This window comes from Granulicatella sp. (assembly GCF_057274575.1).
The window spans coordinates 1-16,894 of record NZ_DBHISP010000020.1 but is presented as its reverse complement, the minus strand read 5'-3'; the positions used below and the strand labels follow the sequence as shown (position 1 = coordinate 16,894).

Here is a 16,894-nt window from a genome sequence, read left to right as displayed (position 1 = left end):
GAACGTTCGCTTAACAGTGATATTAATTTATCATAATCAGTTTTGGTTTGCAACTAAAATGGACATAATTTTTTTTAATATATTTTTATTAAAAAGAAAACAGAGTCTAAGTCATAAAAAACTGGACTCTGTCTCTCTTATAATCTATTACTGAACAACACCAGTATCAATCGTTACACCATCTTTTTTAATAATATATTTACCGTTATTTACTTCGCTATTGAAGTTAAAATCAATACTAATGGTTGTTGTCTCCGTTATTTTAAACAATCGATATGCCGTATTTATATTATTATTAGCATCCTGAATAAAAACTTCGACTGTATTTGGTTGTTTCTCTTGAGTTGAAGCATGATTTCCATTATTCGCTTGGTGCTTTTCTTCATAAGGAATGGTAAACTTACGACTAACTACTCTTTTTCCTTTTCCTTTTGAAATAACAACCGTTAAAGTATCTCCTTGCTTTAAAGCAGTTCCTTCTGCTGGCGACTGTTTAATAACCGTATCTTCTGTTTCATTACTATTTTCTTCAGTAATTTTAAGTTTTAATCCATTCTGTTTAGCGTATTCTTGGACTCCAGAACGGGTATACCCTTTTAAGTTGACCAAATTCACAGGTTCTTTTCCTTTAGAAACAGTCAATACCATCTTTATTTCCTTAGCAACAACTTTTTGGTCTTTTGCTACACTTTGTTCGATGACTTTACCAGCTTCAACGGTTTCTGAAAAGATTTCTTTCTTTTCTACAGCAATTCCTAATTTTTGAAGTTCATCTTTTGCTTTCTCAAACGTACTACCAACGTAGTTTCCTATCGTCACCGTATCTTTCCCAGCACTAACTTTTAAAACTACTTTTGATTTTTCTCTAACCTTACTTCCGGATTTAGGATTAGTTTCAACCACTTTTCCTTCTTCCACGGTATCTGATTTAACTTTTTGAACATCAGAAATTTCCAAATTCAAATCTGCCAATTTTACTTTTGCTTCAGCTTCCGTGTACTTACTCAAATCCGGAATAGTAATCTCTTTAGGTGCAGATTGAATATAAACAAAAATTGCAGTTACTCCAATAAGGGTTAGTAGCAGCAGTAAAATCCAAGGCCATTTTCTTCTTTTTTTCTTTGGTTCTTGAGTAATAGGCTTCTTTTCTTCATCAAATTGAATTTCAGGAACTTCTTTACTCGAAGTTGGGATCTTTCGAGGTATGGCTCCTGTAGCAATCGGTTGTAAAACTTTTGTTTCCTGATTCAATGTAGTTGGTTTAAACATCGGTTCATTAAGCCTTTCAGGATTCAAGCAAGTTTGTAAATCTTCCAGCATCTCTTCACAACTATTATAACGATCCAAAGGTTCTTTTGCAGTTGCCTTAAGAACTACATTTTCCAAGCTTTGAGGAACTGTTGGTAACATTAATGAAATTCGCGGAAGTGGTTCTTGAAAATGTTTTAGGGCAATTGATACAGCAGACTCCCCTTCAAATGGAACCTCACCAACTAACAATTCATACAGAACAATTCCAAGAGCATATATATCACTTCGAATCGTAGCCATTCCGCCTCTAGCTTGTTCCGGAGATAAATAATGAACAGATCCTAATAACGTATTTGTTTGAGTAAGCGAAGTCTCCGATAATGCAATCGCAATCCCAAAATCTGTAATTTTAACATCACCATGTTTATCAATCAAAATATTTTGAGGCTTAATATCGCGATGAATAATTCTATTTTGATGAGCCACCTCTATAGCAGAAACAATTTGTGTCATAATACGCACTGCTTCTCTTGGTGGTAGAGGCCCTCTTTCTCGAATATATTCTTTCAAATCGGTTCCTTCGACGTATTCCATCACAATATAATGGGTCCCATTTTCTTCTCCTACATCATAAACTCCTACAATATTAGGATGAACTAATTGAGTTGCCGATTGAGCCTCTCTTTGAAAACGTCTCATTGCCGCTTCATTTGAATGAAAATCAAATCGTAATACTTTCACAGCAACAGGTCGCTCTAAAATTAAATCTCTTGCCAAATACACTGTGGCCATACCACCAGTTCCCACATGAGATTGAATCTTATACCGACCTCCGATTGTCTTCCCCAATTCAAACATTATGCTACCTCCTCTCTCACCAAGTGTTTAGCAATCGCCACGGTAATATTATCCCGGCCACCTGCTTCGTTAGCAGCTAAGACCGCCTTTTGAGCTTGTGTATTTACATCAGAATAATTACCTAATATTTCTTTTATATATTGATCTTCTAGCATGTTAGACAATCCGTCTGAACATAATAAAATCGTATCCTCATTTTTTAAAGTCACACGTACAAAATCAATTTGAACATTCAAAGTTATTCCCAAAGACTGAGTAACAATATTTCTTTGAGGATGTTTTTTTGCTTCCTCTTCAGTAATCTCTCCAGATTTCACCAATTCTTGTACGAGTGTATGGTCTTCAGTTAATTTTTTAATTTGAAAATTGCGATATAAATAAGCTCGACTGTCTCCAACATTTGCTACTAATAATTCATCTCCAATGATTACCGCTGCAACAATTGTTGTCCCCATCCCATCTAATTCACGATATTGGTTTGCTTTCTGAAAGACACGATCATTTTCAGCCTGAATATTTTTTACGAGCCATTGGTAGGCTGCTTCAATATCCGTAATACTTTCTTCTTCCCAACGTTTTCCCAAATGAGATAATGCCATAGCACTAGCTACATCCCCAGCATTATGCCCTCCAATTCCGTCACACACAACAATCATTGGCACGTTTTGAGTATTCAAAAAATATCCGGCAGCATCTTCGTTTAACGTACGTCTTTGCCCGACGTCACTCTTGATGGCTATCTCCATATTTCCCCTCCTGTTGCGAATCTATTTTCTTACCATTCTTGCAATAAAAAAACCATCTGTATGATATTCATGCGGTAATATGGTAAGCATCGGATTTTCATTAGTACACCCAAACTCTTCTATTGGTTGTAATTCAAAATCCGGATGATTAGCTAAAAATTTAAGAACGACTTCCTCATTCTCACTTTTATTAATCGTGCAAGTTGAATAAATCAATTTTCCACTGTTCTTTACCATTGTAGCAACTGACGCTAAAATTTCCAACTGTATTATTTGTAATTTTGTTAAATCTTCACTATTTTTTGTATATTTTATATCCGGTTTACGGCGCATTAAGCCTAAACCAGAACACGGTGCATCTACAAATACTGCATCAAAACTTTCTTTTTTAAACAGTTCTCCTGCTTTTCTAGCATCGAGTGCATGAGTATGAATTCTGTCTTCCACTCCTAGACGTTTGGCGTTTTGATGAATCTTGCGCAATTTATTCTCATGCAAATCCAACGCCTCTACAAGTCCACCCTCTTTGGCTACTAAATAGCTAGCAAAATGCGTTGTTTTCCCTCCAGGAGCAGCACATGTATCGAGCACTTTATCTCCAGGGTGCAACCCTCCTACTTGAGCCACCAATGAGGAAGACTCATCTTGAACCGTTATGATTCCCTCTTTGAATGCTTTTGATTGCAGTAAATCCCCTTCCTCGACAATAAATGCGCGAGGAGACAACTTACTTGGCTGAACCGTTACGCCTTCTTCTTTTAGAAGAGTTTGTACTTCTTCAATCGACATATTTGGATTTTGAACACGCGCGCTTAAATGTGGTGCAATATTTAAACTTGGGAAAATTTCTCTAGCTTCTTCCACATATTGTTCAAATAATAAATCTACAATCCAGCGTGGCATACTATATTCCACACTCAAGCGTTCCTGTTCATCTTTAATAGAAGAAACTCTATCGAATCCAACGCGCTGAACGTTTCTAAGAACTCCGTTAACAAATTTGGCAATTCCCTGATGGCCGCGTTTCTTAGCAATCTGTACTGCTTCATAAATGGCTGCGCGATCTGGAACACGGTCAAGATACGCCATTTGGTATACAGTCATTCGTAGTAAACTGAGAACCCATAATTCCATTTTCTTTTGTTTCTGAATATATGGTTTTAAATAGAAGTCTAATGTCAATTTACGTTGAATCGTACCGTAGAATAATTCCGTTAATAATCCTCTATCTCTTCCATCCAATTTATGTTTTTGCAACACATTTTGAAACGCGACCGTCGAGTATGCTTGATTTTTTTCTACATTTGTTAATAATTCTACGCAAATATCACGTACATTACTCATGGTTTAATCCCTCAAAAATCGCATCATTCTTCATCCATTCAGCAAATCCATTTATAAACGCCTTCGCATCCATTTGCGCTTTTCCTGCCGGTTGAAGACGTGTTATTTCAAGTACTGTTCCACCACCGCAAGCCACATATAGACGTCCGCCATCTACAAACAAGCTTCCAGGCACTTTAGCGGTTTGTTTATCCGTTAAAGCAACTCCCCACATCTTCACACGATTCCCATTTAAAACCGTAAATGATGTTGGCCATGGACGCAACCCTCGAACGAAGCAATCTACTTCAGTCGCTGTTTTATTCCAGTTAATTTGCTCTTGCTCTCTTGAAATATTTGGAGAGAACGATACAAGTGCTTCGTCTTGTTCTACTTCCATAATCGCGCCAGCAAATAACGCTGGTAATGTTTCGATTAGTAAGTCTGCTCCAACGACGCTTAATTTTTCAAACATACTAGCAACATCATCTTCACCAGTAATCGAAATCGCACGTTGCGAAATAATCGCACCGGCATCCATCTTGGCAACCATACGCATAATCGTTACGCCAGTTTCTTTATCACCGTTCATAATCGCATAATGAATGGGCGCTCCACCACGATATTTCGGGAGTAGTGATGCATGAACATTCACCGCACCAAAGCGAGGAAATTCTAAAAACTTCGTTGGCAAAAATTGACCGTACGCAGCTGTCACAATCAAATCTGCATCTAGTTGCATTAATGCTTCCAACTCCTGCGAACCACTTAATTTTTCTGGTTGGTAGACAGGAATATCATGGTCTAATGCAACTACCTTCACAGGAGTCGGAGTAATGATTTTCTTACGCCCAACTGCACGGTCTGGTTGCGTCACAACAGCAATCACTTCAATTGTTTCATCATCAATTAATCGTTTTAAAACACCTGTTGAAAACTCAGGAGTTCCCATAAAAATAACTTTCTTCATTTTTCACCTCTATAAGAAATGTTGTGGTTCCATATCAATTGTCATGAGTATTTTCTTCGAACCTATCTCTTGCGTTTCCATCATCAATTGCTCCAAAAACTCTTGCAGTTGCGGTTCGTTTTTGTATTTCACAATAATTTGAAAATAATAACGATTGTTCATACGTGCAATTGACTTCGCTGACGGCCCTAGTACAACTGCTTTTGGCGACACATTCGCCTTCAACTCCTTATGAACTTCGATGGCTTTCTTCAATGCCACTCCTTCTTCTTCACTAGAAAATGTAATCATAGTTGTAAAGAAGTACGGCGGATAGTTGGCCATATGACGCATTCGCATTTCTGTTTCGAAGAATCGTTCATATTGATGTCCTTGAGCTAGCTGAATAGCGTAATGCGTTGGATTATAGGTTTGGATAAAAACTTCACCCGGTTTATCCCCACGTCCTGCACGTCCTGAGACTTGCGTGAGGAGTTGGAATGTTTTTTCCGAACTTCTAAAATCAGGAATATTCAATGCCGTATCCGCATTAATCACTCCAACGAGCGTTACGTTTGGAAAATCGAGACCTTTCGCAATCATCTGAGTTCCAATTAAAATATCGGCTTCTTGATTTTCAAACTGTTTCAGGATTGCTTCATGTTGCCCTTTACGTCTTGTCGTATCCACGTCCATTCGCACAATGCGAGCATCTGGGAACACTTCTTGCAATTCTTCTTGTACCTTTTGAGTTCCTGTTCCAAAATAACGAATCTGTCTACTTTGACATTTTGGACAGAAATTAGGAATATGTTCTTCATGACCACAATAGTGACATTTCATACTTCTCGTATCCATATGAAGCGTTAACGAAATATCGCAGTTTGGACATTCTAAAACATAACCGCAATCCCTGCATAATACAAAAGAGGAATATCCCCTTCGATTTAACAGAAAGACAGTTTGTTCTTTCTTTTCCAACCGATTTTCGATTGCTTTTAATAAGGTTTGAGAAAACGAACCTTTCTGCTGAATAAATTCATTTCTCATATCAATTAAATGCACTTCTGGAAGAATTTGTTCCTTAGCTCTTTTGGTTAGTTTCAAAAGAGTATAGACTCCCTTTTGCGCTCGAGCTCTTGATTCTAAGCTAGGAGTTGCACTCCCTAACACTACAGGACAGTGATGGAATTCCCCCCTCCAAATCGCGATGTCTCTTGCGTGATATCTAGGAGATTCATCTTGTTTATAAGAGGTTTCATGTTCCTCATCTAAAATAATAATGCCAATGTTTTCTAATGGAGCAAAAATAGAAGAACGAGCACCTACAACAATGTCTGCTTCCTTATTCTTAATCTTACGCCATTCATCGTATTTTTCTCCGACACTTAACCCACTATGAAGCACCGCTACACGGTCTCCAAAGCGAGACTTAAATCGTTCAACCATCTGAGGAGTTAGAGCAATTTCGGGAACAAGCATCATTGCACTTTGCCCTTTTTTAATGACTTCACTAATCCATTGCAAATAAACCTCCGTTTTCCCCGAACCAGTAACGCCTTCTAATAAGTATACTTTTGAGTTATGTGGATCGATAGATTCTTCTTTTACTCTATCAAATGCCAGTTGCTGTTCCTCATTTAATTGAAATGGAACACTCTTCTTAAAGACTCTTCCTTTATACGGATCTCGACTTACTTCTTTTTGAGCTATCGTAATCCAATTATGATCTACTGCAAATTTTAAATCAGCCGTTGTAAAATGTGTATCTTCTAAGAATCTTTTCTTCTGAATCTCCATTCTTTCCATGGAAGCGAGTGTCTTTAAGAGTGATATTTTCTTTTTCGCACGCGCAGAAAGCGTAGGAATAAACTCCTCATACTCTTGCATCACGTAGTTCAACCGAATCCAGTCTTCCGTTTTTACCTTGGCACGGTCTTTGACAAGTGTCTCGATGACCACTGCGCCTTCTTTTTTCAACTTCATCAATTGTTTTAAATGATCCTGTGGCAGGTCATCGGTATAAAGCAATGTATTTTCATAATGGAAAACTTCTCGAAATACATCTTCATTCTCTTTTGGATTAACTAACACAAATCGTTTTTCATAATTAGATTTCAACATCGCTGGAAGCATTGTTTGGTAACATTGAATTAAGAACGCGTGAACTTTTTTTGACAAATACGCTCCTAGTTGAATCATTTCAGGTGACAAGACGGGATCTAAATCCATTAAATGCAAAATATCTTTTACTTCACCGTCGAAATCTACTTCATCACTAAGCGCCAAAACAAATCCAGAAATACTACGACCTCCAAACGGAACGGCAACACGCATTCCAACTTCAATGCTCTCTTGTAATATTTCAGGAACATGATAATCAAAAGGACGATTTACTTGAATGACTGGTACATCAACGATTACTTTTGCATACATCTTCTCACCTCCAAAATTGTTTTACTATTCATTATACCATAATGAACTTTATTTTGTTATCGCTTACGCTGCACTTCTATTATACAAAGATAAAACGTCAATGACTTTCGATACTGCCTCAGTAAATGAAAATTAAATTAGACGCTTAACTATAAGAGGGGCAGAGGATTATGCAAAAAAATGATTGGAATTGCAGAATAAAAGGAAGCTATTTAAAAGAGAAAATCTTTATTATTCAGCTATATATACGAGTAAATCAGAATTTTGTGCTGTTTGTGGGCATGTGTAGCCGAATAATACTATTTTTAAAAATAGGACAAAAACTTCTCAGATTAATCTTTATTCTCTTTCAGTCCTGCCGCCTACTTAAATCTACGTAAACAAGGGTTTCATTTCATACTGTTAGGCGTATCCTTGTTGATATAGCAAGCTTATCCATTGTTAAACCATTACAATAATTAACTGCCCCTCTGCGTTTTGATAGATTTAAATCCGTTAAATCTTCCAAATGCAAAAATTATTATTCCTCCTTTCCATATTATACAAGCCTGAAACAGCAAAATAAACTAAGTACTTGTGATGAATCCAAATCGATATAAAGTCCTTAAATTATATCGCAAGTTAAAACATAATTGGAAATAATTTTTAATGAAGTCTGATGGATTGAAGATATATATATAATCGTTATAAGCTTTTGGAAAGCTATATAACAACTACAGAAATTGTAGATTATATCTTTCCTGCTATATATTCAAAATACTTGTGAGAATCCAACTAGAACAAATGGCCCTATCGAAGGAATAAACAATAAAATAAAAGTACTTAAAAGAAATACTTACGGCTTTAGAAACTATTACCATTTTAGAAACAGGATTATTTTATTAACGAAAATGTTTGGCCAAAAACAAAAAGGAATTAAGCAACAATTAGTTTCTTAATCCCTTCCTAAATTTCTTCATCAACACTATTTGACAAAGAGCCAAATAATAAAAGCACTCAAAAGAAATACCTACGGATTTAGAAACTATTACCATATTAGAAACCTCATTATTTTAATAACAAAAGTGGTTTTTCCAATACAAAAAGGAATTAAGCAACTAATTGTTGCTTAATTCCTTCCTAAAATTCTTCATCAATACTATTTGACAAAGAGCCTTTCAATTAAATTTCAGAATTATTTTTCTTTTTTCTTAATAAGGCAGTTCCTGATAATAGTAATGCTAACCCAGCACCCGCTAAAGAAGAAGCAGTACCAGTATTTGGTAATTCCTCTTTCTTACTTTCTTCTACAGTAGTTGGATTCTTTTCAGTTTCAGGCGTTGGATTCGGTGTTGGTGTTGGATCCGGTGTTGGTGTTGGATCCGGTGTTGGTGTTGGATTCGGTGTTGGCGTTGGATCCGGTGTTGGTGTTGGAGCTACTTTTTCTTCATAAGTCCATTGACCAACAAACTCAACATCAGCGCCTTGGATAGTTGCTGAAGCAGGAATGTATCCCAAGAATTTCCATTGCCCATTTGCATCTTCTACTACAGATTTTGCTGGAGCCAAAGGCGTTATTTGATCATTATTATTGTACTGTGCATTATCTGTAGGAAGTAAGTCCGTAACAGCTTGCGGTAATGATTTGCCAGCAGTTGTACTTTCGAATCTATAGGTTACATGATAAACTACTTCTTCCCAAATGCCATATACTGTCATATCTTCTGAAACAATAGTGCTATCTGAAAATGCTTGTCCTTGACCGTCTGCTTGAGTATTCCACTCTTTAAATTTATACTCTTTTCCATTCACAATTACATTTGATGGAGTTACAGGCATTGAATCCCCAATGGTATTCGCATCTGGTTGAGTATTTGTATTCAATTCATCAGAAGAAATCGATTTATTATGAACAACATTAACTGTTCCAACTGTTTGTTCTACTCCATTTTCAAAAGCTGCAGAATTGCGATTAAATGTCACTTTATTGAAAGCAAAATTATAAGTAACAGTTGGAGAAGTTGTTTTAGGAATTGCAGAAATTCCACCAATGTTAAATCCAAATAAATTCATATTGTATAACTTAGCTGAACCGTCGATTGATCCATCAGCAGTAACAGTATCCTCTTCTCCTTTAGCAATACTAAATACTGTATTACGATCAATTGTGAAATTATCTTTCTTATTTGATGTTAATTTCATCGGTTGCGAAGCTGTAGCTAAATCAACATTTTCTTGCATATTTTCTAAACGACGAATGCGAGTACGAATTGTAAATTCAGTTTCTCCATTCAGTGGAGTTGTATCAAATGTGATTCTTGAATCCGGACTAGTATTATTTGTTTCAAAAGTAGCCGCAATCTTTTGATTGTTCTTATCAAGAATCATATGTGGTTGGAATGTATATGAACTAAATGTAAGATCTAACATCTTTGCTAATTTAATTCTACTATCTAATTTCACATGCAAATCAACATAAGTATAGTTTTTGTTTGTCGGATCATTATACTCATCTGGATTTGTAGTTGGATAAAACTCAGCAGTACCTGGTTGGAAGTAGTGACTTGGACTATAGCGAAGAACTGCTGTCGCAAATGGGTCCATCTCAAAAGTACCTTCAACATTCAGATTATTTTGAGCTTTTACCGCATCATCGGCATAATAAGTTGCTTCATTATTTTCTACTTCTTTTTTGACATTCAATTCATTGTATGACATTTCAGCAGCTGTTTTTTCCTTATTAACCGTAATTTTACCAGTCATTTTTCCAGAATAATACATTGCTTCAGTGGCTGTTAAATACTTAGCATATACTTTTTCTCCACCTTTTAATCCTTCAGGGAATAAGTTTTGAATCGCTTCATAACTGTAAACTAGTTTTTCTCCTGGATTATTACGGAAATTAGGAACATTAGAAAACCCGATAAAATATGCTTTAGACATTCCGTGACCAGAATCACCAGTATTGGCTGCATTTCCATCAACATCAGTATGGTTCAATGATTCCGTACCATTTGTAAATTTAACATCTGTATTTCCATGGTTTGTTACAAAGGTCACTGTTCCGTTAAAGTTTGCTGGATCATTTGTAAATGTTGCATTTTTAATTAATTCGTTAACATCTCCTGCATTTTCTCCAGCAGCTCCACTTTCGAACAAATGATCTAAAGTAGTAGCCTCTTCTGTCGTAGTTGCAGACGTTGTAGCAGATTCAGTTTGATGAGTCGGTACTACCTGTGTCACCGTAGTGGCGTTTTCTTGTGTCGTAGTTACCTCATCGGCTGAGATAAGAGTACCAGTTAGAAAGAAAGCACTCGCAATCAATACAGAACCAACGCCTACTTTTAACTTGCGAATTCCATAAGTATTGTGTTTCCCAACATTGTTTTGTTTTTTCATATATTTCTCTCCTATTTTTGATTTCTATTTCTTCAAAACATAAAATAGTTTATTTACACAATAATCTTTGAAGAAAGATTCCTCTTTCTTCAAAGATCATTACAATTCTACTTATAAATTATGCTTTATCCTTTGAATCTTTTTTTCTAAGGATAGAAACGCCAAATCCTGCAAAGATTGCACCGATTGTCGCGCTTAAAGCACCTAATTCAGAAGCAGTACCTGTATTTGGTAATTCTGGATCATTTTCTTTAAATGTCCAAGTTCCCACAAATTTAACGCCCTCTTTATTAATCACTTTGCTATCTTCAGTATATCCTACAAATGTCCATGTTCCATTATTTTCTGGATCTTGTACTGTAAGAGTTGCTGGCTTAATAGCTGTTACTGTTTGGCCATTAATATATTCAGTTACATCTTCTGGTAAGTTTGCTAACACTGAAGAAGGTAATACTTTTCCGTCAGTTCCACTCACAAACTCATATGTTGCTTTGTATTTATTTGCGACAAATGACCATTTAGCAAAGAATTTTACATTTTCTTTTCCTACCAATTTTGTTGCAGAATCATAGCCTTCAAACGTCCATACCCCATCTAATACATCATCTGCATAAGTTGTTTTACTTGGAGCTTTTGCAGTTACAGTATCATTCATAATGTACTTAGCTGGATCTGTTGGTAATAATCCTTTCAACGCTTCTGGTACTTCTTTACCAGGTGTTTCACTCTTAGATTCATATGAGACTGTATACTCATTTGATTTGAATGTCCATTTTGCAATAAACGTTACATTTTCCTTACCTACAACTTTAGTATCTGCATCATATCCTTGGAATGTCCAAACACCATCTAATACATCGTCTGCATAAGTTGTTTTACTTGGAGCTTTTGCAATTACAGTATCATTCATAATGTACTTAGCTGGATCTGTTGGTAAGAGCGCTTCTAAACCTGCAGGAATATTTTTTCCAGCTGTATCGCTTTGTGATTTATATGAAACTGTGTATTCATTTGACTTGAATGTCCATTTCCCTACAAATTTCACATCTTCTTTTCCTACAACTTTAGTATCTGCATCATATCCTTGGAATGTCCAAACACCATCTAATACATCATCAGCAAATGTTGTTTGTGCTGGCGCTAATGCTGTAACAGTATCATTCATAATGTATTTAGTAGGATCTGTTGGTAAGAGTGCATTTAACCCTGCTGGTAATGCTTTACCTGCTGTATCACTTTCAAATGCATAAGTTGCATTATGCTCATTAGATTTGAAAGACCATTTTGCTGTAAATGTAACATTATCCTTACCTACAACTTTAGTATTTGCATCATATCCTTCAAATGTCCAAACACCATCTAAATCCGCATCAGCAAATGTTGTTTGTGCTGGTGCTAATGCTGTTACTGTATCATTCATAATGTATTTAGCTGGATCTGTTGGCAACAATGCATCTACACCTGCTGGAATTGCTTTTCCTGGAGTTTCACTTTGAGAAACATATGAAACAGTATATTCATTTGATTTGAATGTCCATTTACCTACAAATTTCACATCAGCTTTATTTACAGTCTTAGTTGCTGCATCATAGCCTTGGAACGTCCATACGCCATCTAAATCTGCGTCGTCAACAGTTGTTGGGTTTGGATTTACCGCAGTTACAGTATCATTAGTAATGTATTTAGCTGGATCTGTTGGTAATAAATTCGTTACCCCTGCTGGTAAGGCTTTGCCTGCTGTATCACTTTGGAATTCATAAGAAACATTGTATTCATTCGCTTTGAATGTCCATTTACCTACAAATTTCACATCACCTTTATTTACTGTCTTAGTAGGTGCATCGTACCCTTGGAATGTCCATACGCCATCTAAATCTGCATCATCGAATGTTGCTTGCGCTGGTGCAATAGGATTTACAGTGTCACCGTTATGGTAGATTGCAGCATCAGTTGGTAATAATGCATTGACTCCTGCTGGGATTGCTTTACCAGGTGTATCACTTTGGAATTCATAGGTTGCTTTATATTCATTTGCTTTGAATGTCCATTTACCAACGAATTTCACATCAGCTTTATTTACAGTCTTAGTTGCTGCATCATACCCTTGGAACGTCCATACGCCATCTAAATCTGCGTCATCAACAGTTGTTGGGTTTGGATTTACCGCTGTTACTGAATCATTTGTAATATATTTAGCTGGATCTGTTGGTAATAAATTAGTTACCCCTGCTGGTAATGTTTTACCTGCTGTATCACTTTGGAATTCATATGAAACATTGTATTCATTCGCTTTGAATGTCCATTTGCCTACAAATTTCACATCACCTTTATTTACTGTCTTAGTAGGTGCATCGTACCCTTGGAATGTCCATACGCCATCTAAATCATTATCAACATATGTCACTTGAGTAGGTGCTAATGCTGTAACTGTTTGGTTATTTGTATATGTCGCTGCATCGTTTGGTAAGAATGCATTCACTGCCGCAGGCAATGCTTTACCTGGTGTATCACTTTCAAATTCATAAGTTACATGATGTTCATTTGGAGTGAATTTCCATGTACCAACAAATTCTACATTTGCATTATTCACTTGTTTTGTTGCTGCATCATAACTTTGGAATGTCCAAGTACCATCATTATTTGCATCAACATAATTTGTTTGCGTTGGTTGTTTTGGAGTCGCATTTTCCCCAGATAAATAAGTATCTGTATCAACTGGTTTGAAAGCGTCTATAGCCGTTTGAGGGAATGTTACCCCTGCTGGTGTAGATGCATCGGCTACAAATTTATAATTGGCTTTATATGCAGCTAACCATTTCGCATATGCATGAACTGTGCTAGGGTTGATTAAATTTGTGATTTCTGAACCATCTAATCCCAAAGCTGTTCCTACATTAAAGGTTGTTCCACCCGCTTGAGTTGTTTCCCAACCATCAAACTTAAAGTTATCACGTGTTGGTTTTTCTGAAATGACTTGAGGCACAAATCCTTTCTTGTAAATAGTTGCTACTTGTTCTACTGTGTCGGAATTTGTTGAAGTAAATTTGGCATCTCCAGCATTACCATTTGCATGGTAAACGATCTTCACTCTTTGTCCTAAAACTACAGTATTATCATCTGGATTTAAAACATTATCCCATTTACCTAAATCATCATGAACCCCAACTGCACTAGCATCATTTGTATCTCTTGTTAAATAGTGAAGTTTTTTAGCATCTTCTGCAGTAGGAGTATAAGTTCCGTCACCTTTAGCTACAAGATATCCTACGCGGCGAACAGGCGTTTCGTTGTTATCTCCTCCAGCTGCTTCACTAATACTTACATTAAGATTTTGCGTTAGGGCACCTGTTAAAACAATAGCTGATTCTTGATCAAGAACACGAATATCGCCTTCATCAATAGTTGCTTTAGGTGTAATCGTTACATCTTTCTTAGCGTAAATATTACCCCCAGCATATTCATTCGTTTTTCCTGGATTTTCATCTTTTCCATCTACTCCAGGAGTCTTAAAGTTTCCTTGTAATGTAGCTTCATCAACTGTAAGAGTACCATTGTTATAAATACCACCACCATATTTATAAGCAGTATTTCCAGACAATTTAGCACCATCAGTTAATGTTAAGTTCCCTTCATTATAAATTCCCCCACCAATTACGGAGAATCCACCAGAAATAGTTCCTCCTTCAATGGTTACATTACTTCCTTTACCAATACCGATAGCTCCACCATGAGTAGTTTTCCAAGCATAACGGGTTCTTGCATTGTTAATCGTAATATTTCTTAATGTTAAATTAACACCTGTATTATCACCAACTCTTGTTCCAACTGCAATGGCACCACCATGTTCATCAGAAGCAATATTGCTAATCGTTGTATTTTCGATTAAAGCAGTTACTGTACTATCTGTTTCAAAAGCAACTCCCCCACCAAAAGTAGCCATAGCTGGGCCATTCCACCAAGAACCAGTACCTGTTAGTGTAGAATTCTTCAAGTTAAACGTTCCAGAACCAACAACGTCAATTAAACCACCTGAATGGATGACTTTTGAATCTCCAGTTCCTGTAAAGGTTGAATTATTAATAGTTGTATCACTGTTCGCTGAAACAATAGCACCTCCACTGATACCGAATCCATCTCCAAGACCATCTAGCTTAAAGGTGTCCCCTTCGATAGTTACTGTTGCTGCTTGAGCATAAATAGCACCACCAGTATTAAATGTTCTTGCAACATTATAAGTATTATTCGTTGATTTGAAGATAGTATGATCTACACGAACAGCACCACCCTGGTTACCAGCTTCACTAATATGTCCAGTATGGTTTCCTGTAAATGTAGAATCTGAAATTTCTACCGATGTAGTATAGTCTGCAGTAATTGCTCCACCGGCACCACCATTTCCAAGTGTGTCGTTCACGCCCACAACTTTATTGTTTTCAAATTTTGTAGTACGAATCTTAATCGTTCCAGCATGAGCAGCATAAATAGCACCACCATGCGCAGAGGTGAAATCAGTCCCCGCTCCTACTCTTGGTACTGCAGAGTTATTTTTGAATACTGAATCTTGGATATCAACATCAGCTGTGGATAATGCATAAATAGCCCCTCCATGGATATCTCCTCCAGTATAACCAGTATTAGAATTATAACTTACACCATTTTCAAATGTTGAATCTTTAACAGTAAGTTTACCACCTGCAACACGAATTAAGCGTCCTTTTCCTTGACCGTCTAAGGTAATGCTATCAAGTGTCAGGTTAGCATTTTTACTTTGAACCATACCACCAATAACGTCCGCATTAAGGGTTAACTTATATCCGTTACCATGAATTGTTCCAGTATAATTTTCAGGAACGTGTATAGGGGTAGTCACTGTTATATCATTTGATAAAATAATATTTGAATTATTAGCATTTAATTGTGCTTGTAATTCTGTTTCATTCGTAACATTTCCAGCAAGTCCTGTTGTAGGAGCAAATGTTTTTTCTCCTTCACCCATTGATTGTCCATTACGAGGATCATTTTCTCCAGTTTTTGAAATAGAATTACTTTCTGAACTAGGTTCTGTATTTTCTGCTTTTTGGCCAACAGTCTTTTTACCTTGAGCAGTTTTGTCTTCTTCAACTACTTCTTTTTTCTCTACTTTTTTCGTACGTAAACCACTATTTACATAACCAACAAGTGATTGATAAACATGATCAATTTCTTTTTGAGATGTTGCATTTTCTAAAACTGATTCAGCTTTAGCTATTAAATCATTTAGTTTTGAAAGACTTTCTTCTGTTTTGTTAGAAAAATCTTTCGCTTTTAGTTCTAGTAAATAATTCTCTAAAACCGATTTGTCTTTGACAACATTTTCAACCGCTGCCTCCTCAGCAGCTTGAACATTTTGACCTAATCCTAAAGGCGCGACAAAAAACGAAAATCCGATTGCTAACGAAACTGCTCCAATAGACAATTTACGAATCGAATATTTAATCTTTTTTTCACAATTAAACATATAATATCCTCCTTGTATGTGATAATAATATTACTTATAGAATATATTACCATAAAAAAGTTTGATTTTAAAAATATTTTACTATCTCCTCCTTTTTAATGTGTTTTTTATGTGAAAAATATGGCATATGTTTGTGATAGATTCCTCCCCAAAACAAACTGAGATTTTAATAAAAATACCCTGGTGCTAATGTCTCAGGTATTCAACCGGAGACATTAGCCAATTTTTGTTGGGTTCATTTTTCATTGTAATAATTGATTTAATTTTCTACAATTAAATTACAATAAAAAAAGATGAAGTTATGGCTTCATTTTTTAAGTAGGAAACTTCACAATTTAGGGGAGAATGGAGGGCTTCAATAACAAAATTATTTGATATAATACAAAAAGGAATTAAGCAACAATTAGTTGCTTAATTCCTTCCTAAAATTCTTCATCAACACTATTTGACAAAGAG

The 16,894-nt window shown here is 36.1% G+C and carries 7 protein-coding genes and 1 pseudogene; 1 reads left to right on the top strand and 7 read right to left on the bottom strand.

The features are described from left to right. Positions 1-147: 147 nt before the first annotated feature. Genes pknB through priA form a run of 5 tightly spaced genes read right to left on the bottom strand, consistent with a single transcriptional unit; the run spans position 148 to position 7,563 of the window. Positions 148-2,109, bottom strand: a complete 1,962-nt coding sequence (pknB, locus tag ACO5V7_RS08115; protein WP_485485775.1) for a Stk1 family PASTA domain-containing Ser/Thr kinase — start codon at positions 2,107-2,109, stop codon at positions 148-150. Beyond that, complete coding sequence (locus tag ACO5V7_RS08110; protein ID WP_485485774.1) at positions 2,109-2,855, bottom strand: Stp1/IreP family PP2C-type Ser/Thr phosphatase; 747 nt, start codon at positions 2,853-2,855, stop codon at positions 2,109-2,111. The genes pknB and ACO5V7_RS08110 overlap by 1 nt, the downstream gene beginning before the upstream one ends. A gap of 21 nt (positions 2,856-2,876) precedes the next feature. Then, entirely contained in the window at positions 2,877-4,199 is a 1,323-nt protein-coding gene (gene rsmB, locus ACO5V7_RS08105; RefSeq protein WP_485485773.1) for a 16S rRNA (cytosine(967)-C(5))-methyltransferase RsmB, read from the bottom strand. Beyond that, positions 4,192-5,148, bottom strand: a complete 957-nt coding sequence (gene fmt, locus ACO5V7_RS08100; RefSeq protein WP_485485772.1) for a methionyl-tRNA formyltransferase — start codon at positions 5,146-5,148, stop codon at positions 4,192-4,194. The genes rsmB and fmt overlap by 8 nt, the downstream gene beginning before the upstream one ends. A 9-nt stretch (positions 5,149-5,157) precedes the next feature. Further along, positions 5,158-7,563, bottom strand: a complete 2,406-nt coding sequence (gene priA / locus ACO5V7_RS08095; protein ID WP_485485771.1) for a primosomal protein N' — start codon at positions 7,561-7,563, stop codon at positions 5,158-5,160. Between the two features lie 504 nt (positions 7,564-8,067). On the opposite strand from priA, the pseudogene ACO5V7_RS08090 reads away from it, so the two are divergent. Further along, positions 8,068-8,501 (top strand): annotated as a pseudogene (locus tag ACO5V7_RS08090) (transposase); the annotation flags it as partial. Positions 8,502-8,724: 223 nt separating this feature from the next. Here ACO5V7_RS08090 and ACO5V7_RS08085 read toward each other — a convergent pair. Continuing rightward, positions 8,725-10,941, bottom strand: a complete 2,217-nt coding sequence (locus ACO5V7_RS08085; RefSeq protein WP_485485770.1) for an SHIRT domain-containing protein — start codon at positions 10,939-10,941, stop codon at positions 8,725-8,727. Between the two features lie 118 nt (positions 10,942-11,059). Next, on the bottom strand, positions 11,060-16,438 hold the full coding sequence (locus ACO5V7_RS08080; protein WP_485485769.1) for an SHIRT domain-containing protein: 5,379 nt from the start codon (positions 16,436-16,438) through the stop codon (positions 11,060-11,062). Positions 16,439-16,894 lie beyond the last annotated feature (456 nt).

Bases quoted from the DNA above. Each gene is read 5' to 3' on its own strand.
- pknB (WP_485485775.1), bottom strand. From the start codon at position 2,109: ATGTTTGAATTGGGGAAGACAATCGGAGGTCGGTATAAGATTCAATCT.
- ACO5V7_RS08110 (WP_485485774.1), bottom strand. From the start codon at position 2,855: ATGGAGATAGCCATCAAGAGTGACGTCGGGCAAAGACGTACGTTAAAC.
- rsmB (WP_485485773.1), bottom strand. From the start codon at position 4,199: ATGAGTAATGTACGTGATATTTGCGTAGAATTATTAACAAATGTAGAA.
- fmt (WP_485485772.1), bottom strand. From the start codon at position 5,148: ATGAAGAAAGTTATTTTTATGGGAACTCCTGAGTTTTCAACAGGTGTT.
- priA (WP_485485771.1), bottom strand. From the start codon at position 7,563: ATGTATGCAAAAGTAATCGTTGATGTACCAGTCATTCAAGTAAATCGT.
- ACO5V7_RS08085 (WP_485485770.1), bottom strand. From the start codon at position 10,941: ATGAAAAAACAAAACAATGTTGGGAAACACAATACTTATGGAATTCGC.
- ACO5V7_RS08080 (WP_485485769.1), bottom strand. From the start codon at position 16,438: ATGTTTAATTGTGAAAAAAAGATTAAATATTCGATTCGTAAATTGTCT.